Source organism: Segatella copri (assembly GCF_949820605.1).
Taxonomy (GTDB): Bacteria; Bacteroidota; Bacteroidia; order Bacteroidales; family Bacteroidaceae; genus Prevotella.
Genome location: NZ_CATKVU010000007.1, coordinates 306,017 through 327,435, shown reverse-complemented (window position 1 = coordinate 327,435; position 21,419 = coordinate 306,017). Strand labels below are relative to the sequence as shown.

Annotated in this window: 14 protein-coding genes and 1 tRNA gene; 4 read left to right on the top strand and 11 right to left on the bottom strand. The window is 46.3% G+C overall.

Going from position 1 to position 21,419, the window contains the following annotated elements; genetic code table 11:
- Positions 1-18 precede the first annotated feature (18 nt).
- Positions 19-1,728, bottom strand: a complete 1,710-nt coding sequence (locus tag RCO84_RS15915) for a DUF6377 domain-containing protein (RefSeq protein ID WP_317585658.1) — start codon at positions 1,726-1,728, stop codon at positions 19-21.
- Positions 1,715-1,987 (bottom strand): hypothetical protein, encoded by a 273-nt coding sequence (locus RCO84_RS15910; RefSeq protein WP_144151247.1) that lies wholly within the window; start codon positions 1,985-1,987, stop codon positions 1,715-1,717. Before RCO84_RS15910 ends, RCO84_RS15915 begins: the two co-directional genes overlap by 14 nt.
- 8 nt (positions 1,988-1,995) lie before the next feature.
- Between RCO84_RS15910 and bglX the strand changes: the two genes are divergently transcribed.
- On the top strand, positions 1,996-4,365 hold the full coding sequence (gene bglX / locus RCO84_RS15905; RefSeq protein WP_317585657.1) for a beta-glucosidase BglX: 2,370 nt from the start codon (positions 1,996-1,998) through the stop codon (positions 4,363-4,365).
- Between the two features lie 121 nt (positions 4,366-4,486).
- On the opposite strand, the gene RCO84_RS15900 is transcribed toward bglX, so the two are convergent.
- The 5 genes from RCO84_RS15900 to RCO84_RS15880 all read right to left on the bottom strand — a co-directional run bounded on the left by RCO84_RS15900 (position 4,487) and on the right by RCO84_RS15880 (position 12,839).
- Positions 4,487-5,329, bottom strand: a complete 843-nt coding sequence (locus tag RCO84_RS15900; protein ID WP_317585656.1) for a DUF4923 family protein — start codon at positions 5,327-5,329, stop codon at positions 4,487-4,489.
- 718 nt (positions 5,330-6,047) lie between these two features.
- On the bottom strand, positions 6,048-8,870 hold the full coding sequence (locus tag RCO84_RS15895) for a M16 family metallopeptidase (protein WP_317585655.1): 2,823 nt from the start codon (positions 8,868-8,870) through the stop codon (positions 6,048-6,050).
- A gap of 243 nt (positions 8,871-9,113) precedes the next feature.
- A complete protein-coding gene (locus RCO84_RS15890; RefSeq protein WP_317585654.1) occupies positions 9,114-10,496 on the bottom strand; it encodes an MATE family efflux transporter in 1,383 nt (460 codons plus the stop codon).
- A 93-nt stretch (positions 10,497-10,589) separates the two neighbouring features.
- On the bottom strand, positions 10,590-11,258 hold the full coding sequence (locus RCO84_RS15885) for an FKBP-type peptidyl-prolyl cis-trans isomerase (protein ID WP_287861042.1): 669 nt from the start codon (positions 11,256-11,258) through the stop codon (positions 10,590-10,592).
- 18 nt (positions 11,259-11,276) lie between these two features.
- Positions 11,277-12,839: a glycine--tRNA ligase gene (locus RCO84_RS15880; RefSeq protein WP_317585653.1), complete on the bottom strand. Its 1,563-nt coding sequence runs from the start codon at positions 12,837-12,839 to the stop codon at positions 11,277-11,279.
- 105 nt (positions 12,840-12,944) lie between these two features.
- On the opposite strand from RCO84_RS15880, the gene RCO84_RS15875 reads away from it, so the two are divergent.
- A complete protein-coding gene (locus tag RCO84_RS15875) occupies positions 12,945-15,806 on the top strand; it encodes a DNA gyrase/topoisomerase IV subunit A (protein ID WP_317585652.1) in 2,862 nt (953 codons plus the stop codon).
- A gap of 216 nt (positions 15,807-16,022) precedes the next feature.
- Here the strand turns inward: RCO84_RS15875 and RCO84_RS15870 are convergent, their stop codons facing one another.
- Positions 16,023-17,300, bottom strand: coding sequence for a histidine-type phosphatase (locus tag RCO84_RS15870; RefSeq protein ID WP_317585651.1), 1,278 nt, complete (start codon positions 17,298-17,300; stop codon positions 16,023-16,025).
- Positions 17,301-17,410: 110 nt separating this feature from the next.
- Positions 17,411-17,836, bottom strand: a complete 426-nt coding sequence (locus RCO84_RS15865; protein ID WP_317585650.1) for a hypothetical protein — start codon at positions 17,834-17,836, stop codon at positions 17,411-17,413.
- 29 nt (positions 17,837-17,865) lie between these two features.
- Here RCO84_RS15865 and RCO84_RS15860 point away from each other — a divergent pair.
- A tRNA-Leu gene (locus RCO84_RS15860) sits at positions 17,866-17,947 on the top strand.
- A gap of 111 nt (positions 17,948-18,058) precedes the next feature.
- On the opposite strand, the gene RCO84_RS15855 is transcribed toward RCO84_RS15860, so the two are convergent.
- Together RCO84_RS15855 and RCO84_RS15850 are read right to left on the bottom strand one after the other, a co-directional pair.
- Positions 18,059-18,343 carry a hypothetical protein gene (locus RCO84_RS15855; RefSeq protein WP_288576180.1) on the bottom strand — a complete coding sequence of 95 codons (285 nt, stop codon included), beginning with the start codon at positions 18,341-18,343 and terminating at the stop codon, positions 18,059-18,061.
- 14 nt (positions 18,344-18,357) lie between these two features.
- Positions 18,358-20,490 carry a Tex family protein gene (locus RCO84_RS15850; protein ID WP_117693382.1) on the bottom strand — a complete coding sequence of 711 codons (2,133 nt, stop codon included), beginning with the start codon at positions 20,488-20,490 and terminating at the stop codon, positions 18,358-18,360.
- 365 nt (positions 20,491-20,855) lie between these two features.
- On the opposite strand from RCO84_RS15850, the gene RCO84_RS15845 reads away from it, so the two are divergent.
- The gene (locus RCO84_RS15845) at positions 20,856-21,389 is read left to right on the top strand and encodes an outer membrane beta-barrel protein (protein WP_317585649.1); all 534 of its coding nucleotides are present in this window, start codon (positions 20,856-20,858) and stop codon (positions 21,387-21,389) included.
- Positions 21,390-21,419 lie beyond the last annotated feature (30 nt).

Here is a 21,419-nt window from a genome sequence, read left to right as displayed (position 1 = left end):
GGATACACAAACAAAGGCTTATTTCATGCCAATCTGCTTCACACGCTGCTCGAACTCTTCCCTGTCACAGATGGCACTATTCTTGATTTTGGCGCGATAATTATAGATAGTGTTCACAGAATAGTGAAGGAACTCGGCAATCTTAGAACTGTCCTCGATGCCCAGACGGATAAGGGCAAAGATACGGAGGGTGGTAGAAAGACGGCTGTCATCTTCGAGCAAGATACGCTCTTCAGGCTTCAAGAGAGCATTGAACTCCTCAACAAAGTCAGGGAAGAGCTTCAGGAAGGCGGAATCGAAATACTCATACAGCTCGCCCATGTAGGCCTCGCCAGCCTGCATCTGCTCCAGCAACTTGTTGAGTTCTCTTGCCTTCACCTGTTTCACTACTCGCTTGCGCATGGTCTCTATCTTGTCGACATAGATGGCACAAAGGCGCAGGAATCGACCAATATATACTTCCTTCATCTTGTTACTCTCGTTGAGAGAATGGTTCATCTCGTTGAGCGACTGGTTCATCTCGTTAAGACGCTCATTTGCCAACTGCAAGGCATGGTTGGTTTCCTTCAGCTTATGATGGGCCGCAGCAATGCGCTTGCGCTGCTTGTTGACATAGTAGAGCAAGAGCATAACCACAAAGAGAAGCAGGACAGAAAACGCTACCATGAGCCGCAGATGCTGGTTGCTCGCTGAAAGTTCTTTCTGATAGCCCTCCTCAATCTGCGTGAGCACAGGCATGATCTGGCGGCTGCGGCTAGGTGTATTGAAAATGGTAGCCGACTGCCAGGCAAACTTGATATACTCATGAGAGCGCTTCTGCTCGCCCGGGTCGGCGTTGAGAAGATTGGCAACTTCCCAGAGAGACCCCTGGTCCATCACAGCCAACTGGACATCGCAGATAGCAGAACGCAAGAGGCAGCGGAGGAACTGTTCTTTATCACCAAACTGATTGTAGGTCAAGCCGCGATAAAACTGTACGATGGCATACTGATGGGTGCCCGGTTTCGTCATCCCCAGCCGCTTATCGCTCAATCGCAAAGCCTCCTTCATATTGCCTGCATCGCGTGCCCTCACCTCCTGCATCTGCAGATAAAGGTCATCATCATGACTGAAAGTGCTGTCTATTGCAGCCTGATAGTCATTACGCTTGCCGGTATAATATTTCTTCAAAGAGGGAACGTTGGAATAATATGCCATCTCGCCATACAGATGCTGGCAAGCCCAGAGGTAGTTGCGTTTGCCCTCAGCATCAAGATCAGCGATATTGACAGACTTCAGCAGGTCGTACGATTCGGCATAATCGCCCGTGGTAGATTCCTGGAAAGCAAGCAGCGCCTTGGCATTTCCCACCTTCTTTTTATCGCCCATTCTGAAGGCAAGTTCCATACACTGGTTGATGTATTTCTGCGCCATGTCGTTCTTGTAGGAGCGGTATTCCTCAAAGAGCGCAAAGCAGGCATCATACTTACTGCTTAGGCGCCTGGCGGTCTTCAGTTTCTGCTCCCAATCGCGAATTCGGACTTCACGTACCTTCACATAATCAGCCGAATGGGCAATAGCGTTGTCCAGACTCTGAAAAAGCTGCTCAATATTATCTGTTGTTTTTGCTGCAAGAGAAAGAGGCATCAAGACAAAGAGCAGGAAGAAGAATGCCTTTCCCCATAATTCATTTACGCGATACATCAACTTGATTCCGTTTAAGATTGATTTATTTTCATGAGGTTTCATGTGCAAAAGTAATAAAAAAATCGGAAACGACAAAATCTGATATAGAAGAAATGTAGATTTCTTCGCATTTTTCGCCTATACCGCATCCACTTTTTATGTTTCCGGCATTTTTCTTATCCATCTCATTATCAGATACATCTCTTCCTGAAAAAGAAAATTTCATCCACATTTTAACATTCGTATCGCGCATCGTATCATCTTTTTTATTATCTTTGCAAGGTCTTAATAGAAGATAAGCATCAAAAATAACAATTAACATAATAAACAATGAGAACAGCACTTTTATCACTCACATTTCTTTTGGCTGGTTCTATGGCAGCACCTGCTTTCGCCCATACCGCAGCCCCTAAGAAAAAAGTAACTGCCACAACCAAGAAAGGCAAGATTCTACCCATGAAGGAGTATATCGACCAACTGATGGCTAAGATGACGCTACAGGAAAAGATTGGCCAGCTGAACCTGATGGTAGCTGGCGACATCACCACCGGAGGCGCACTCGATACTCAGGTAGGCAGCGATATCGCCCAGGGCAACATGGGCGGAGTTTTCAACATCAAAGGCCTCGACAAGATCAAGGCCCTGCAGGAAATCGCCATCAAGAACAGCCGTCTGGGCATCCCGCTGCTCGTAGGTATGGACGTGATTCATGGTTACGAAACGATGTTCCCTATCCCTCTCGCCCTTTCCTGCTCATGGGATACCGAGGCGATGAAGAAGGTAGGCGAAGTATCGGCCAAGGAAGCAAGTGCCGACGGCATCAACTGGACATTCTCTCCTATGGTAGACATCGCACTCGATGCCCGCTGGGGACGAATCAGCGAAGGAAATGGCGAGGATCCTTATCTGAGCGGCGTGATGGGAGCAGCGATGACTCAGGGCTACCAGGGCGTGGATATGCGCACAGAAGAGATTCTGAGAGCCAACCGCATCATGGCCTGTCTGAAACATTTTGCCCTGTACGGAGGCGTTGAGAGCGGAAAGGAATATAACACGGTAGATATGAGCCGCGTACGCATGATGAACCAGTATCTGCCACCTTACGAGGCTGTGGTGAAGGCTGGCGTAGGCAGCGTGATGTCTTCATTCAATCTCATCGACTACATACCTGCTACAGCCAACAAATGGATGATGACCGATGTCTTGAGAAAGCAGTGGGGATTCAACGGTTTCGTGGTTACCGATTACGCTTCTATCGCCGAGATTCTGCAGCACGGAACGGCAAAAGACATCCAGGAGGCTTCAGAACAGGCACTGAAGGCGGGTACCGACATGGATATGTGTTCCAACGCCTTCGTAAAGCATCTGGCAAAGAGCATAGCAGAAGGAAAGGTGAGCGAGGAGGATGTGAACATCGCCTGCCGCCGCATTCTGGAAGCGAAATATAAACTGGGCCTGTTCAGCGACCCTTACCGCTACTGCAACACCAAGCGCAGCAAGAGCGAGATTTATACCGCAGAGAACCGTCAGGCAGCCCGCGATGTAGCAGCAGAGACCTTCGTGCTCCTGAAGAACGAAGGCAATATTCTGCCACTGAAGAAGGAAGGAAAGATAGCCCTGATAGGTCCGCTTGCCGACACCCGAAACAACATAGCCGGTACATGGAGTGTTGCTCAGGTACCATCTAAATATACCACCATCAAGGAAGCGATGGAGCATGCTCTTGCCGGAAAAGCCACCTTATTATATGCCCAGGGAAGCAATATCTGGCGCAATCAGGAACTGCAGCAAAACGGCGAATCCGGTAAACCGATCAACTGGGGCAACGAGGCTGAAATGAAGGCTGAAGCGCTGAAGATTGCTAAAGAGGCCGACGTGATAGTATGTGCTATGGGCGAAAGTGCCGAGATGAGCGGCGAATGCGGTAGCCGTACCAACCTGGAGATGCCGGACGTACAGCGCGAACTGCTTGCCGAACTTCTGAAGACGGGCAAGCCTGTAGTGCTCCTCAACTTTGCGGGCCGTCCTACGGTCCTTACTTGGGAGAAAGCCCATGTATCAGCCATCATGAATGTATGGTTTGGAGGCTCAGAGATGGGCGATGCACTCTGCGATGTCATCTTTGGCGACAAATCGCCATCGGGCAAGCTCACCACTTCGATGCCTAAGACTACCGGTCAGGAGCCTCTCTACTACAACCATCAGAACACCGGACGCCCTGTAGCAGACGATAATGAGAAGTTTGCCAAGTTTGCCAGCAACTGTCTGGATGTAAGCAATGGTCCGCTCTATCCTTTCGGTTACGGTTTGAGCTACACCTACTTTTCATACAGCAACTTCCGCCTGAGCAGCCAGGAGGCCGGCATCAGCAATGAGGAGGCTACCGAATGGCAGGATGGCAAGAAGATTACAGCTAGCGTCACCGTTAAGAACAATGGCTCCCGCGATGCCGACGAGATTGTGCAGCTCTACATCCGTGACATGGTAGCCAGCATCTCCCGCCCTGTAAAGGAACTGAAAGGTTTCCAGCGCATCCATCTGGCAGTAGGTGAAAGCAAGGAGGTAAGCTTTGATATCACCCCAGATATGCTCAAGTTCTACAACGCAGATCTGAAGCACGTGATAGAACCAGGCGACTTCCAGATTATGATAGGAACCAACAGCAAGGATGTAAAGACATTGAAACTGAACGTGAAATAAACAAGAAAAATCGCCCTGTAAAGAGCAAAGCATAGCTTGAAAGATGCTTTACTTCTTACAGGGCGATTTCTATTGACTGAGCCCACTTCAACAGAAGGCTCAGTTATGGATTTCCTTCAAATTACTTAGTCATCTCGAAACCTACACGCATACCATCGTAATTATTGGCGATAGTACCGATAGCGCTGAGCGTAGAATTACCCTTGAAGGAACCGATGGTCTTGATGAGGTTGAGCAACTTTGTCTGGTCGAAGAGCAGGCTGATGCCGTTGGTAGTCTTCGTAGCATAGCCCGACATACTCAAGAGCAAGCCCTTCATCTGAATGGCATGAGTCTTCTCATCAAAAGTATAATTGCCCTGCCATGACTTGCCATCTATCTTGGCAGCGAAAGTTCCATCAGTTTTGAAGGTGAAATAGGTATTTGAGTCGCTGAAGCCAAACTTGCTGTAATACTCACCCAACTTCTCCTCTACCTTGTTGGCAGCAATCTCACCGCCAGCCTTTGCCAGGAGATTCTCAGAGGTAAAGGCGCATCCCGGCTTGCTGTACTTCCAGGTATGGGCACAGAGATCCTGCTTGCGGAAGGTACCTGAACCGATTACATTATTCAGAATGCCATTGATAATGCTGCTACCTGCAGAACTGCTGCTGTTAGAGTTTCCGCCCAATACAGCACCCAAGATACCTGCAACGGCTGAGCCTGCATTGCTGGTTGTACTGGTAGAAGTAGCGGCATTGCTGGTTGTTGCAGCAGTTGTAGCTGTTGTGTTAGATGCAGCAGAAGTTGTTTTCTTTGTAGAAGTCTTCTTGGTCGTAGTCTTCTTTGTAGTCTTCTTAGCCGTTTTCTTAACCGGCATCATTTCAGACATTGAGGCATTGAGCGCTGCCTCGTTCATAGCGCTTGCGTTGCTGCCAGCTGTGCATGCGAGCACGAGGGCAGCCAAAAGAAATACCTTTTTCATTGCTTTCTATATATTTATTTTTATCACTCTTATTTATATATACCCAATACTTCCTATTGTTCTTTTGGGTGCAAAGTTCGCAAAAAAATCGGGAATACGATAAGAAAAATCCCTATTTCGCGGTATGAATCTCCCTAAAAACTCATCATTTCTGCTCTTTCTACGTTATTATAGACGAATACTATGACAATTCGTTTAAAAGATTATGAAAAAATCGTTCAGGAAATGATAATTATCGGCCTAAAGGAGGGGAAACTGTTCAAACGTTTGCACTTTTTTTTGACATACATCAAAAAATAACGAACAAAACACGCATTTTCATGCATTTTATACCTAGAAATAGGTAGAAACCCCTATCTTTGCAAGCGGTTAACAAATATCAATAGGTTATGAATGATTTAATTAAGGTAAATTCAGAAAATCAGAATCAGGCTATCGATAGATGCCAACAGATTCTTCAGGATCGCCGCGAGGCTCTTGCCTCTAAGGCAAAGAGAAGAGGTTAATACTCTTCAGAAACATGACGTAAAGGAGGAAAGATGATGCTCTTATACAATATAAGGACGCATCCTTTCTTTTTAAAGAGAGATTTTTCGAAACGACTCTTAAATGATGAGTTTCAAAAATTTTGGGAAAAGAAAAAAAACGTAAAAATCCTGTTGTCAGCCATCTGGCTTGTACAACGGGATTTTTTCGTTTATTATATCAAGTCCGAGATTTACTTCTCGTTCTTCACTGCCTTCATGATAATCTCGAAGTGATTACCACTCTTCAGGATGACATTCTTCAGGAAGTCTGAAATCTCAGATGCCTTCAGATTCTTCACCATCTCCTTGTAATCGCTATGAGTATCAACACCCATACGCTCGTATGTGCTCAACGCACCAAGCCAATAACCATTGGTTTTTTCGCTAACAGCAGCCTGCTTCAGGAGAATCTCCTTTACCTTCTGAAGGTCTTCTGCATTTGGCTGGGCTACAGTCTCGTCCATACCCTTGAAGAAGTAAGGAATAGCGATATCCGACTTCTCTGGGTTCAATTGAGCCACGGCTGAAATAGAGATGGCAGCCTTGTTATCATAATCGCGAAGCAAACCATAGTTTGCTCCTGCATGATAAGCAGCGCTGAGTTCCTCACGGATAGTACGCAAATACTTCATCTCCAGCAAACGGGCAGAAACATCAGCAAGAACATAATTCTTCAAGGTGAATGGAGCCTTGGTATACCAGATCTCTGTTGCCTGGTTCTGTGGATTCTCCATTGCTTTGGTAAAGACATTGCTTACCTTACCCTTAGCATAAGGAATCTGCTTGTTTTTAAGCTTGAAGCCATTGTTTGGCAGACTGGCGATATACTGCTCGATGAGTGGGAGGAGAGTCTTCTCATCATAGTTACCTACGAAATAGAAGGTGAAGTCCTTGGCATTGCCGTAGAACTGCTTACCAATCTCCAGGATACGGTCGTAGTTGATATTCTTTATATCGCTTGCCTCTGGCACACGGGCAAGTTTGCTACCCAAATAGAGGGTGCTCTGAACAGAATCCTGATATACGAGGCTTGGGTTGTTGCTCTTGTTGGCAAGAACAGTAGCCATCATACTCTTCATATTGTCGAAGCTTTTCTGGTCCTTGCTTACTGCGGTCATCTTGAGATAGATGAGCTGCATCAGGGTTTCGATGTCCTTAGGAGTAGAATTACCCTTCAAACCATGATTAAAAGGACTCAAGCTGAACGAAACGCCAGCCTGCTTACCAGCCAAAGCCTTATCAAGCTCATTGCTTGAGAAATCGCCAAGACCACTAGCATCGAGCACATCTGCTGCGAATGCAGCATTCAGGAAGTCTTCCTTGCCGAAAGTAGAATAACCCACATTGGCTGAAGCTGCGAAAGCAATCTCATTGTCCTTGAAATCGGTCTTCTTCAATACCACCTTAGCGCCATTAGAAAGAGTCAACTCCTTGAAGCCCAACTTTTTGTTCTCAACAGTCTTCTTAATCTTACCAGCCTTAGGAGCCTGAGCTATGAGAGGTTCCTGCTTAACATTATCCACATAAGCCTCGAGCTTCTCAGCACGTACCTGCTTTACAATGGCAGCAAGTTCCTGCTCTGTAGGATAAACGGCACCAGCCTGCTCGCGCATCATAACCAATGATACAAGGTTAGTATCGCTCTGGCAAACCAACTGCTTGGCATAGCTGTTGATAACCTCAAGAGGCAAGTTTGGAACTACCATCTTCCAGATCTGACTCTCCTCTTCTACTGACGGAATAGGCTCGTTAGAAGTGAAGTTATCCACATACTGGGTGGTAAACTGCTCGTTTTTCATCTTATCCTTGTTGGCAAGCGCCTTGTCAACCTGGCTCATGAATTCATCCTTGGCACGCTGATACTCAGTAGCAGTGAAACCGAACTCATGCATACGCTGTGCCTCGCGGAGAACAGCAGCATAAGCCTCCTTAATCTTTCCTGGCTTAGCAACACCGGTAAGGGTGAAAGCATCCTTAGTGCTTGAAATCAGGTATGAACCATCACCGGCATTTGCCTGGAGATATGGACAGTCTGGCTCCAATGCCTTCTCTGCAAAACGGGCAGCAATCATAGAAGAAATCACGTTATCCATGTATCCCTTCAGGAGATAGCTCATGTTGCTCTTCAGAGAATCAGGCACAGCATTGTGCTTCATATAAATCTGGAAGAGATCAACCTGCTGCTCCTTATCCTTGTCGATAACATAGATGGCTGAATCATTATCAGATACTTCTACCTTCTCTATCTTAGCGGCATTCTTAGGTACCTTGATACCTGAGAAGAGTTCCTTAATCTTAGCTTCGATATGATTTACATCTACATCACCCACAATGATAATAGCCTGATTGTCTGGACGATACCATTTACGGTAGTAAGCACGGAGAGTTTCTGGCTTACAACCATCGATAACGCTCATCAAACCGATAGGGAAACGGTAGCCATACTTTTCGCCCTGATAGAGCTTAGGAAGTGAACGCTCTATCATGCGCTGCTGACCTACGATACGCATACGGTACTCATTGTGTACCACATCGCGCTCGTCATTGATGGCTTCCTTGGTAAGAGAGATACCGTTGCTCCAATCCTTGAGGATAAGCATACAGGAGTCTACGGCTGTAGTACGGGTAGTAGGAACATCTGTGAAGTAATAAACAGTCTTCTCTACTGCTGTATAGGCGTTGAGATTACGGCCATACTGTACACCGATGCTCTGCAGATAGTCCTGCAGAGAGTTGCCCTTGAAATGGTCGGTACCATTGAAGGCAAGGTGCTCCAAGAGGTGAGCCAAACCGCGCTGATCATCATTCTCATTGATAGAACCCACTTTCTGAGCGATGTAGAAACTGGCTACATGCTCAGGATAACTGTTGTGACGAATGTAGTAAGTCAATCCATTATCAAGACGACCTATCTTCACATTCTTGTCTACCGGAATAGCTGGCATCTGCTGTGCCATCGCTGTACCTGCAGAAAGGAACAGCAAAACTGCTGCAAAAATCTTTCTTAGTTTCATCTGATTTTAATTATTTATATATTTATTGTTTTCTATATCATTCTTTCTATATACCTTTTATATATATATATATCATGCTTCTTAACAAGTTCACCTATATATAACGACAAAACCAGTAACATGGTTACTGTCTGCGATGCAAAATTAAGAAAAATAAAAAAGATTTGCAAACATTTTAGAAAATATCTTCGCGATGTATGCAAATCTTAACCTAAAACTAACATTGGAGGCAGAAAACCAATCCTAACCTACATGAAAACTCTTCATCCATGAACCTCTGAAGAGGCGGATAAGGAAGAGGATTCCCCTGAATGTGAGTTCTGTAGCCATTGCTATCCATACTCCTTCCAAGCCATAGCTCTTGGAAAGCGCATAAGCCAGAGTGAGGCGCACCAGCCACATGGTACCGAGATTGATCATCGCCGGTTTCCTGGTATCGCCCGCTCCTACACAAACACAATAGGTTACGATGCTAGCTGCAAAGAATGGTTCAGCAAAAGCCTCGATGCGCAAACAGACGGTACCCATCTCACGGATGCTTTCTACCGGAGAAAGAACGCCAATCATCTCAGGAGCAAAGACATACATCACCACTCCCATCACAGCCATCACAGCCATTCCCAGTCCTACTGTCATATAGGCAAAATTCTTGCACAACCCTACTCGCCCTGCTCCATGCGTCTGTCCCACCAGAGTAGTAGCCGCATCACCAATTCCATAACCCGGCATATAGCAAAGACTCTCTGCCGTAATAGCAAAAGAATGGGAAGCAATGGCTATATTGCCAAGAGGTGCCACAATCATGGTACTCACTATCTGCGCCCCACTCATCAATATGTTCTGTATGGCTATCGGAATGCTGATTTTACAGGCATTATGAACATACGACCTGACCCAACGGAAACGGATATGGTCCTGACGGAGATTCAGTATCTTATTCTTGAAACCTGCAAGATAAAGATTAGGCAGAGAGATGCAGACATAAGCCATCGCCGTTCCTAAGGCAGCCCCCACAACACCCAACTTCAGGATATAGATAAACAGGTAATTGAATATTACATCGCAGATGCAAATCAATACTGCCATCACACTAGGCGTATGCATATTGCCCGCAGATTTCAGCATCATTTCGGATATATGATAAAGGAAAACGAATGGCAGTACCAGGCCATATATCAGAAAATAGCGAGAGGAATTGGTGGCTATATCAGCACCTCCACCCAGCCAATAAGGCAGATAACCATGAATGCCGACACAGAGAAGAGAAACAAAAACGCTGAACGCCACACCGCAAATCATCGCATGACGAAACACCTGACGGGCATTTGCAAAATCATTAGCTCCGATGAAATGAGCCACCTGTACAGAAAAGCCAGTAGCCGCTGCACTGAGTAAACTACCAATAAGCCAGGTAGTTGACTCAATCAATCCGATACTGGCAGAAGCCTCTGCTCCCAGATGACCCACCATCGAAGCATCGATGAAGAACATCATCACCGTAGAAATCTGAGCCAACATAGAAGGTATACTCAACCCTACAATAAGATTGAGTTTCTCGCGCCGATCCATCTCCCTACCCAGGCGAATCGACTCCATCAAATAATCTGTCTTCTTGCTATAAAGCATAAATTAATTTCTCGTATATCGCTCATACAAAAAAATATGTGCATATATCATTTCAAACATATGCACATACTTTTCTCTAAATCTTTATTCTTATTATTCAGTAATCCACTTCTTGCCAGAAGCTCTCTTATAACTCTTGAGCACCATCTCAAAACGGAGCATTGAATAGGCAGGAACACTACCATTCCCCGAGGAGCCATAAGCCAAGTCGGCTGGCATGAACACCTGCCAATGGTCGCCAGGGTGCATCGCCATCAACGCTGTGGTAAAACCATCTATCCACCCGCCAGAGCTTTGACTTGAGGCCTTATCGGTCTTTGCCTTTATAGGCAATGCCGTCGTCTCGTCATACGTTCCGGTGAACGATTGGTCAAAGACATAACCTGTGGCATAAGAATCGGTAGGTATCAACCTGCCACGATAGCTCACCTGGATGGAGTCGGTATAGAGGGGCGACCCGTTGCCATTGCCCTTGTTGAGCACATGCACTACGATATAGTCGGTGTCCTTGTACTTGAGCACCACCTGGCTGCCATTGATTGGCTTCTGGTTGGCAAGGCTATAGTTGGGTATCACCTTCCACTCGGTACTGCCAGCGGCAATCTGTTTCTTGGCATACGCCAGCGTGTCAGCGAACGCCTTGTCGTTACGCTCCTGCCAGTTGGCATACTCGTCGGTGGTGGCATCATCTTCGCTACATGATGACAGTGTGATCACTGCCATCATGAGGAAGAAGAAATATTTCAAACTCTTAAGATTCATCTAAATGTATTTGATTAATTAGAAGTTCTTGATTTCCTTGCCAAGCTTCTTCAATACGCTAGTGATGCTTACGCGCTCCTCAATGATGCTGCGAAGATCTGAGATAGCTACGCGCTCCTGCTCCATGGTATCACGATAACGCAGAGTTACCTTATGATCGTTTGGAGTATTGTGGTCTACGGTGATACAGAATGGAGTACCGATAGCATCCTGACGGCGATAACGCTTACCGATAGAATCCTTAGGATCGCCATAGTGAGTATTGAAGTGGAACTTCAGCTCGTCAACGATTTCGTGAGCCAACTCTGGCAAACCATACTTCTTATCCAATGGGAACACAGCACACTTCACTGGTGCCAATGCCTCTGGCAAACGCAAAACGACACGTGTCTCGCCATTCTCCAGCTTCTCCTCGCAGTAAGAGTGGCACATTACGCTGAGGAACATACGGTCTACACCGATAGATGTCTCTACATCGTAAGGTACATAGCTCTCGTTCTTCTCTGGATCGAAGTACTTGATAGAACGGCCGCTGTACTTCTCGTGCTGAGAAAGGTCGAAATTGGTACGGCTGTGGATACCCTCTACCTCCTTGAAGCCGAATGGCATTTTGAACTCGATGTCGGTAGCAGCATTGGCATAGTGAGCCAGCTTCTCGTGATCGTGGTAACGATAGTTCTCATTACCCATACCGAGAGCCTCGTGCCAAGCCAGACGAACCTTCTTCCAATATTCAAACCACTTCATCTCAGTACCAGGCTGGCAGAAGAACTGCATCTCCATCTGCTCGAACTCACGCATACGGAATACAAACTGGCGGGCGACAACCTCGTTACGGAAAGCCTTACCAATCTGGCAGATACCAAATGGCAACTTCATACGGCCGGTCTTCTGAACACTCAGGTAATCTACGAAGATACCCTGAGCTGTCTCAGGACGGAGATATACCTTGCTTGTAGCATCGCTGGCAGCACCCATCTGGGTAGAGAACATCAAGTTGAACTGACGAACATCAGTCCAGTTCTTGGTACCGCTGATAGGGCAAACAATACCCTCATCCTCGATAATCTGCTTCAGCATCTCCAGGTTAGGACCCTGCATAGCCTCAGTATAGCGGGCATGGAGGTCATCAAACTTCTTCTGGTTCTCCAGAACGCGAGGATTAGTTGCACGGAACTGAGCCTCATCAAAGCTATCGCCGAAACGCTTCTTAGCCTTGGCAATCTCCTTGGCAATCTTCTCCTCATACTTAGCCATGTGATCCTCGATGAGCACATCGGCACGATAACGCTTCTTTGAATCGCGGTTATCAATCAATGGGTCATTGAAAGCATCTACGTGTCCAGATGCCTTCCATACAGTAGGGTGCATGAAGATAGCAGCATCGAGACCAACAATGTTCTCGTGCAACAAGACCATACTCTGCCACCAGTACTGCTTAATATTGTTTTTGAGCTCAACACCATTCTGACCATAGTCATAAACGGCAGCCAAGCCATCATAAATTTCACTACTTGGGAACACGAAGCCATATTCCTTGCAATGGCTTACAATTTTCTTAAAAACATCTTCCTGTGCCATGATTAAATCTTATTTTTTTCAAATTTTCGGCAAAGATACTCTTTTTTCTCGAAAAATTGTTGTATTTTTGCCATAAATTAATAAAATAAGTATTAAAAGCTATATATGAGCGACGAAATTAAAGATAAAAACGGTCTTGAAGAGGAAAAATCGCCAAATTTGGAAAATTCTTCTGCAGAATCTGAACAGGATGCTGCAGAAGATGCCAACGAGGAGATTTCGACCGAAGAACATTCCGATTATAAGCCGGTGAACCGATTCGATGCTTCTGCTGTACATCACCTCAGCGGAATGTATCAGAACTGGTTCCTCGACTATGCATCGTATGTGATCCTCGAGCGTGCCGTTCCTCATATTGAGGATGGTTTAAAACCGGTACAGCGACGCATCCTCCACTCTATGAAGCGCATGGACGACGGAAGATACAACAAGGTTGCCAATATCGTGGGACATACCATGCAGTTTCACCCTCACGGTGATGCGTCTATCGGAGATGCTTTGGTACAGATGGGACAGAAAGACCTGCTCATCGATACGCAGGGTAACTGGGGAAACATTCTTACGGGCGACCGTGCCGCTGCTCCCCGATATATCGAGGCACGCCTCTCTAAGTTTGCTCTCGACGTGGTTTTCAATCCTAAAACTACCGACTGGCAACTCTCTTATGATGGCAGAAACAAGGAGCCTATCACGCTCCCTGCCAAATTCCCGCTGCTCCTGGCACAAGGTGCCGAGGGTATTGCCGTGGGATTGAGCAGTAAGGTTTTGCCACATAATTTCAATGAGATTTGCGATGCTGCCGTCCACTATCTCAAGGGCGAGCCATTCCAACTCTATCCCGACTTCCCTACAGGCGGTGCCATCGATGTAAGTAAATACAATGATGGACAGCGAGGTGGTGCATTGAAGGTAAGAGCCAAGATAGACAAGCTCGACAACAAGACACTCGTTATCAGCGAGATACCATTCAGTAAGACTACAGGCAGCCTCATCGATTCTATCACCAAAGCGGTAGAAAAGGGTAAGATTAAGGCACGCAAGGTAGACGATGTTACTTCGGCAAATGTTGAGATTCTTGTGCATCTTGCTCCGGGTACCTCATCAGACAAGACGATGGATGCACTCTACGCTTTCAGCGATTGCGAAATCAACATCTCGCCCAACTGCTGTGTCATCGAAGACAACAAGCCTGTATTCCTCACTATCAGCGATGTATTGCGCCACAGCGTAGACCGCACAATGGGATTGCTGCGCAAGGAACTGATGATCAGAAAGGGTGAATTGGAGGAGCAGCTCTTCTTCTCTTCTCTCGAACGGATTTTCATCGAGGAACGCATTTACAAGGAGCGAAAGTTTGAGCAGAGTAAGAGTCAGGATGAGGTTGTTGCTTTCATCGATTCAAAACTCGAACCATTCAAGGACAAACTCTTTACTGCCGAAGTAGACGGTAAGGGTATGGTAGAATATGCCTTCCATCGGGAAATTACCCGTGAGGACATTCTCAAACTCCTGGAAATCAAGATGCAGCGAATCCTTAAATATAATAAGGATAAGGCAGACGAACTGCTGATGAAGATTAAGGCTGAACTTGCTGAGATTGAGAACGACCTGGCTCACATGACCGATGTAACCATCAACTGGTTTGAATATCTCAAGGGCAAGTATGGAAAGAACCATCCTCGCAAAACAGAAATCAGAAACTTCGATACCATTGAGGTGACTAAGGTGGTAGAGGCTAACCAGAAACTCTATATCAACCGTCAGGAAGGCTTCGTTGGTACAGGTTTGAAGAAGGATGAATTCGTATGCAACTGCTCCGACCTCGATGACATCATCATCTTTTATAAGGATGGTAAGTTTAAAGTCACCAGGGTAGCCGACAAAATATTCGTTGGCAAGAATATCCTCCATGTACAGGTATTCAAGAAGAACGACAAGCGCACCATCTATAACTGTGTTTACCGCGACGGCAAGCAAGGCGATTACTTCATTAAGCGATTCAATGTAACCGCCATGACCCGCGACAAGTTGTATGACATCACCCAGGGTACACCTGGCAGCCGCGTCATCTACTTCACCGCCAATCCGAATGGAGAGGCAGAAATCATCAAGTGTACGATGGAGCCCGACCTGACGAAGAAGCGCCAGAGCATCTTCCTGGAGAAGGATTTCTCAGACATTCTGATCAAGGGACGTGCTGCCAAAGGTAATCTCCTGACCAAGCGCCCTATTCGCCGTATCGGTCTGAAGAGTCACGGCCACAGCACGTTAGGAGGCAGAAAGGTTTGGTTCGACCCAGACGTAAACCGCATCAACTACGATGAGAACGGCCGCTTCCTGGGCGAATTCAATGATGATGATTCAATCTTGGTTGTACTCGACAATGGTGAATTCTACATCACCAATTTCGATGTCAACAACCACTACGAGGACAACATCATCCGCTTAGAGAAATGGGATGAGCACAAGATCTGGACGGCTATCCTTTACGATGCCGACAATCAGGGATATCCATACATCAAGCGATTCACGATGGATGCCACCAAGCGCCATCAGAATTTCATGGGAGAGAACCCTAACTGCAAGCTCATCTTGCTTACCGATACGGTTTATCCACGCATCAAGGTTACTTATGGCGGTGTGGATGCCATCCGTCCTGCCGAAGAAATCGATGCCGAGCAGTTCATTGCGCAGAAGAGTTTCAAGGCAAAGGGTAAGCGCCTCACGACATTCAAGATTGACAGCATAGAAGAACTGGAACCAACCCGATTCCCAGAACCTCCTTCTGAGGATAATGATGAGGAACAGGATGGTTCTGACTCAGAGAACGAAGGTGAAAACCTAGATCCGGATGCTGGCAAAAGCGAGCAACAGGTGATTGACGAACTGACTGGTCAGACCAATCTCTTCTCTGAAAAAGATTTCGAAGAAGACCAGAAGGATAAAGACTGGTTATCGAAGCAATAAAAAGCGCAAAGAAAGTACAAAAGAAAGCGCAAGGAAAGCGCCCATCATAAAAAAGGAGCTTAAGTCCAAAAAGCTTAAGCCCCTTTTTTTATTATCTAGCCATTTGCGTTTCGCGTTTCAGCTTTTCGCGTTCAGCAAAAAAGAAGCCAGTCCCCCTCCTGCCCCCGTTCCAGGCGATTCCATCGCCTGTCCCCCAGCAGTCAGTAGCCTTAATTTTTACCTTTTATACCCCGCCAGCTTTTTCAGGCAGTATTCCTTAAAGTCATTCCAATGGTAATAAGGTGCCACATCGCTCTTGATAGGCAAAGTAGCCTCATCTTCATTCAAAAGCACCTTCACCAGCACATCATTCGCCTTGTTTCTATAAAAAACAAACTGCAGGTTCGTAGCCATCGGAGTAATCTTATAATCCCACCATTGAGAAGCAATCTTCTCCGGATCCTTAATCTCTTCGCCATATCCATTCAAATCCAGCAAACAGGTAAGCGGAGTAACCATCGTATCGTGTCCATATCTCAATGTAGCTCCCGGATGCGGAAGAGCGATGCAACTATCTGCCTTCTGGATGATATTCCTCAAGAGATTGCGCTGGGAGAATGGCTGCACATTGCCCGTATAAGGCGAGTTGCCATAAGCCATCTGCCACCAGATGTTGGCATTCAGCCAGTTCTGATACAGTTCCTCCTCCGTAAAGAGGTCATAGAGCGAAACCTTGCCTCTCAGTTCCGTGCCTTGGATTGAGCTTGCCATCTCATAGAGTCTTCTGTTCAGGTCACTCTGGTTGATATTCTGCTTCACCCAGGCAGGGTCGTTGAACAGTTCCTGCATCACACGGCTATAGCTAACGTGCTTCTGTGCAAATTCCTGCTGTGCCACCTTGATACCCACGCTGTTCTTCAAGCTATCCAGGTATCTGTCGCCCTGGTTCATATAATACATATCATGCTCGCTGGCATCATGAAAGATATGAAGTTTCGGATTCATGCGAAGCATCTGCTGCAAACCGTTCTCCATAGAGAGGATGCATCGGATTACCAAAGTACTTCGAGCCTCAATATTCGTATTACCGGCAAAAATCTCAGGGAATCGCTCCATCATTCTTCTGGTAATACCCTGATGCTGGAGAGCTCCGAGCGGAGTCAGTTCGCCATCGCGCCCCTTCGCCTCCTCACGAATCATCTTCACCTTAGCCAGCGTTTCCTCGCCCTTAGCTGTCAGTTTTCCCTCCTGCTTCGCTTTGAGCAGAGAGAAATAAGGCACATCATAAGCCTGCTTGCCAATCATATAGCGGGAACCATGCCGACCATAATGGCTCAGATAGAATGGCTTATAACCCTTAGGCGCCGCAGTCAACTGCTTCTGCGGACCACGATAAGCTACATAGTTACTACCCGAAAGCGTAATATCCCGCTTGAAATCCTCTTGCGGAGTCTGTGCTGTCAGAGGCATCGCCAATGTAAGAGATGCCAACAATAATAGATTCTTTGTATTCATTGTTATCATATAATTTTGTTTTGGAAACATACTGTCTCATTTAATTCCAATTCATCAGTTTTCTCAGGAACGGAAGCAATTCTGCTGCCATCTTCCGATGCTGCAACATACTAGGATGCCAGCTGGTGCCATAACCTAAATCTCCTTTCTGGAAACTGAAATCGAAACGGTAATATTCTTATCACCTTAGCATGATGCACCCCCTTTGGTAAAGCCGTAGCCAGGGTTACAACCGAATCGCGTTCGGCATTAAAGCCCACTTTGAAAGGTTCGCAACCATCAATCTGTGCCATGAAATAAGTAGTTGATTTCTTCACATTTCCAGCCATCATCGTGGAAGAAACCATCAATGTAGCCAGCATCATAACCCATACTTTTTTCATATTCCTGTTATTATAGTTTTTATCTGTCCTTACCATTCTGCCTTCATTTTTGCAAAGTAAAGCCAAAATGGTATCTGTTTGCAAAATTACCATTATTTCTCGTAAAAAGCAAGTAAAACCATCATTTTTTTCATTTTTATTCTTTTTATTCAAATTATTATTGTATCTTTGCACCCAAGAATGCGCTTGTGGCGAAATTGGTAGACGCGCTAGACTTAGGATCTAGTGGTTCAGGCCGTGTAGGTTCGAGTCCTATCAGGCGCACAAAAAAAATGCTAAGTAGTTAATATATAACTATTTAGCATTTTCTTTTAATATAACTACCTGTCTTTTTACACCTTTTTGTCAGATCCTTCTCCTCAAGCAGAGAGATACCTACATCATCCCTTCCAGTTTTTCCTGTGCCTCGCGCATATCTTTTTCAAAATTCACATGGTCTAGAAGGAATTCTGTTCTGCCTTGCGAAAGAAGAAGATAGAGCTGCGGATTCATGCCCTCTACATACTGGGCGATGGCATACTCTATATCATCACGCTGCGTAGGATTGGTGGAAAATTCAAAAACCCTGAGCTTCTGATGAATAAAGCAATATGCCGACTCTATACTATCTCTGGTGATGCCCCCTGCCAAGAGAGTATCACCATTATTATTCTGATTCATTCTGAATTTCCTTTTTATTTCACGCCCTTCATCGACAAGGCGATGCGCTTGCGCTTCAAATCTACTTCTGCCACTCTCACCATCACATGTTCATGAAGTTTTACCACCTCAGAAGGATCCTGAATGTAACGGTTTGACATCTGAGATACATGAACCAGACCATCGTTGTGGACACCTATATCTACAAAGGCACCAAACTTGGTAATGTTGGTAACAATGCCCGGCACAACCATGCCCACCTGCAAATCCTCTATCTCCTTAATGCTGGCATCAAACTCAAACTTCTCCACCTCACCACGAGGATCCAAGCCCGGCTTGTCAAGCTCAGCCATGATATCGGTCAAAGTAGGCATACCCACCTCGGCACTCACATATTTTCTGATATCAATCTTCTTCTGCAGCGCCTTGTCTTCTACCAGCTGCTTCACCGTTACGCCCTGATCTTTCGCCATCTGCTCTACCAGCGCATAGCGCTCCGGATGAACGGCACTGTTATCCAAAGGATTCTTAGCGCCTGGAATGCGGAGGAAGCCGGCACACTGCTCAAAGGCCGAAGGACCCAGACGTGGCACCTTCTTCAACTGGGCACGGGAAGCGAAGGCTCCATTCTCGCGGCGATATTCCACGATATTCTTGGCAAGCGTAGGTCCCAAACCGCTCACATAAGTCAGCAGATGCTGCGATGCGGTATTCAGGTTGACACCCACCGAGTTCACGCAACTCATCACCACCGTATCCAGACTCTTCTTCAACTGAGTCTGATCCACATCATGCTGATACTGTCCCACACCGATGCTCTTCGGATCAATCTTCACCAACTCAGCAAGCGGATCCATCAGTCTTCGTCCGATGCTCACAGCACCACGCACGGTAACATCCTCATCCGGGAACTCATCTCTTGCAATCTTCGAAGCCGAATAGATAGAAGCACCATCCTCGCTCACCACATAGATATCTACCGGATGAACGAAATCGATGCTATGCAGCCAGTCGCTGGTTTCGCGGCTTGCCGTACCGTTACCTACAGCCATTGCCTCCACCTGATACATCTTTACCATGCGCTGGATGGCAGCCGTAGCCTCGCTCTTCCTGTTGCGGGGAGGATGAGGATAAACAATTTCATGATGAATCAGATTGCCCTGCGCATCGAGACAGCAAGTCTTGCAACCATTGGCAAAACCCGGGTCAACCGCCATCACGCGTTTCTGTCCGAGAGGAGCCGCCAACAGAAGCTGGCGCAGGTTTTCGGCGAAGACCACAATAGCCTCCTCATCCGCCTTCTGCTTGCTGAGCGCAGCAAATTCGGTTTCAATGCTAGGCTTCAGCAGTCGCTTAAAGGCATCATCCACCGCTTCACCCACCAGCGTCTGGCACTCACCGAAACCATGTACATAGTGGCGCTTCAGTTTATCCTGACACTGCTCATCATCAGCCGAGATGCTGACACGCAAGAATCCTGCCGCCTCGCCTCTACGCATAGCCAGCAGTCGGTGCGAAGAACATTTCTTCAATGGTTCTGAGAAATCGAAATAGTCGGAGAAGCGCTGCGCCTCTTCCTCATCCTTCTTCTTAGCTACCACCTTAGAAGTGATGATGGCACCGCGTCTGAACTCACCGCGAATCTGATTGCGGCTCTGCTCATTTTCGCTTACGGTTTCGGCGATGATGTCCTTGGCTCCCTGAAGTGCAGCCTCCACATCCTTCACCTTATCGCCCACAAACTTCCTGGCAGCCTGTTCCGGATTGCGCTCACGCTGGAAGAGGAGCAGTTGTGCCAGAGGCTCCAAGCCTGCCTCACGTGCTATCTGTGCACGGGTGCGGCGCTTAGGCTTATAAGGAAGATAGATATCTTCCAGTTCGGTGGCATCCCAGCACTGTTCGATACGTTTTTTCAGTTCATCCGAGAGTTTTCCCTGTTCCTCGATGGTTTTGAGGATAGTCTCTTTTCTCTTCGCCATCTCAGAGAGTTTCTCGTTAGCCTGTGCGATGGCTTCAATGTTTACCTCGTCCATATTACCGGTTTTCTCCTTGCGGTATCGCGAGATAAACGGAATGGTGCAGCCCTCTTCGAGCAGCGCCAGAGTATTTTCTACAGCCTGCTCCTTCAGATTGAGCTGGGCTGCTATCAGCTTTGTAAATTGATTCATTTATGATATTTATAAAATAAGATTCAAACTGTTTGTTCATGCAAAGATAGAGAAAAAAGTTGGTTTGCCCAAATATTCCCTCATATTATTTGGCGGTTTCACTAAAAAATCGTAGTTTTGCAGCAGAAATAGCTTTAGATACATTCTGCATGCCTACTTTTCTTGATTTACATCAACAATACGGCTTGTTTTGCAAGAAAAACTGATAAATAGTTTTGAGTTTTAAGTTATTTCCTATATCTTTGCGCCGAATTAGAGAGTGCAGGGCATGTCTGGGATGTGCTTTGCTATCATAAATAAAGGGGCTGAAAAGCTACCTGATTAGAGTGATAAAAGAAAGTAATAATTAAAAGAAAAGATTGATTATGAAGAAGATTATGTTGAGCCTTGCTATGGCTCTCGTTTCAGTTTGCGCTAGCGCACAGGTTTACATCGGTGGTACAGCTGGTATTTCCAGCAACAAGATCGGTGATGGTGACAGCAAGACAGCTTACGCCTTGATGCCTGAGATTGGTTACCAGTTCAACAACAAATGGGAAGCAGGTCTCGAGATTGGTATCAAGAAGGGCGATGTTTGCGAACTCAGAGCAGTACCAGAAGCAACAACATTCATTGTAGCTCCTTACGTACGTTACACAGCCGTAGAAACCAAGTTGGTTAACCTCTTCGTTGAGGGTACAATCGGTTACGGCAGCGTCAGCAAGGGCGGTGGCGATTCTTACGAGGTAGGCATCAAGCCAGGTTTGGCTGTTAAGCTTTCAGACCACGTAAACTTCATCACAAAGGTAGGTTTCCTCGGTTACAGAGGTTATTCTCCTGACCATGGTGACAACTGGTCAACATTCGGACTTAACGTAGATGCGAGCAACATTTCATTTGGTGCTATCTACAAGTTCTAATCTTAGGGTGCTCATTTACTCATAAGCAAT

What these genes read in the sequence shown, in the direction of transcription:
- RCO84_RS15915 (WP_317585658.1), bottom strand. Translation starts at nt 1,728, where the DNA reads ATGAAACCTCATGAAAATAAATCAATCTTAAACGGAATCAAGTTGATG.
- RCO84_RS15910 (WP_144151247.1), bottom strand. Translation starts at nt 1,987, where the DNA reads ATGTTAATTGTTATTTTTGATGCTTATCTTCTATTAAGACCTTGCAAA.
- bglX (WP_317585657.1), top strand. Translation starts at nt 1,996, where the DNA reads ATGAGAACAGCACTTTTATCACTCACATTTCTTTTGGCTGGTTCTATG.
- RCO84_RS15900 (WP_317585656.1), bottom strand. Translation starts at nt 5,329, where the DNA reads ATGAAAAAGGTATTTCTTTTGGCTGCCCTCGTGCTCGCATGCACAGCT.
- RCO84_RS15895 (WP_317585655.1), bottom strand. Translation starts at nt 8,870, where the DNA reads ATGAAACTAAGAAAGATTTTTGCAGCAGTTTTGCTGTTCCTTTCTGCA.
- RCO84_RS15890 (WP_317585654.1), bottom strand. Translation starts at nt 10,496, where the DNA reads ATGCTTTATAGCAAGAAGACAGATTATTTGATGGAGTCGATTCGCCTG.
- RCO84_RS15885 (WP_287861042.1), bottom strand. Translation starts at nt 11,258, where the DNA reads ATGAATCTTAAGAGTTTGAAATATTTCTTCTTCCTCATGATGGCAGTG.
- RCO84_RS15880 (WP_317585653.1), bottom strand. Translation starts at nt 12,839, where the DNA reads ATGGCACAGGAAGATGTTTTTAAGAAAATTGTAAGCCATTGCAAGGAA.
- RCO84_RS15875 (WP_317585652.1), top strand. Translation starts at nt 12,945, where the DNA reads ATGAGCGACGAAATTAAAGATAAAAACGGTCTTGAAGAGGAAAAATCG.
- RCO84_RS15870 (WP_317585651.1), bottom strand. Translation starts at nt 17,300, where the DNA reads ATGAATACAAAGAATCTATTATTGTTGGCATCTCTTACATTGGCGATG.
- RCO84_RS15855 (WP_288576180.1), bottom strand. Translation starts at nt 18,343, where the DNA reads ATGAATCAGAATAATAATGGTGATACTCTCTTGGCAGGGGGCATCACC.
- RCO84_RS15850 (WP_117693382.1), bottom strand. Translation starts at nt 20,490, where the DNA reads ATGAATCAATTTACAAAGCTGATAGCAGCCCAGCTCAATCTGAAGGAG.
- RCO84_RS15845 (WP_317585649.1), top strand. Translation starts at nt 20,856, where the DNA reads ATGAAGAAGATTATGTTGAGCCTTGCTATGGCTCTCGTTTCAGTTTGC.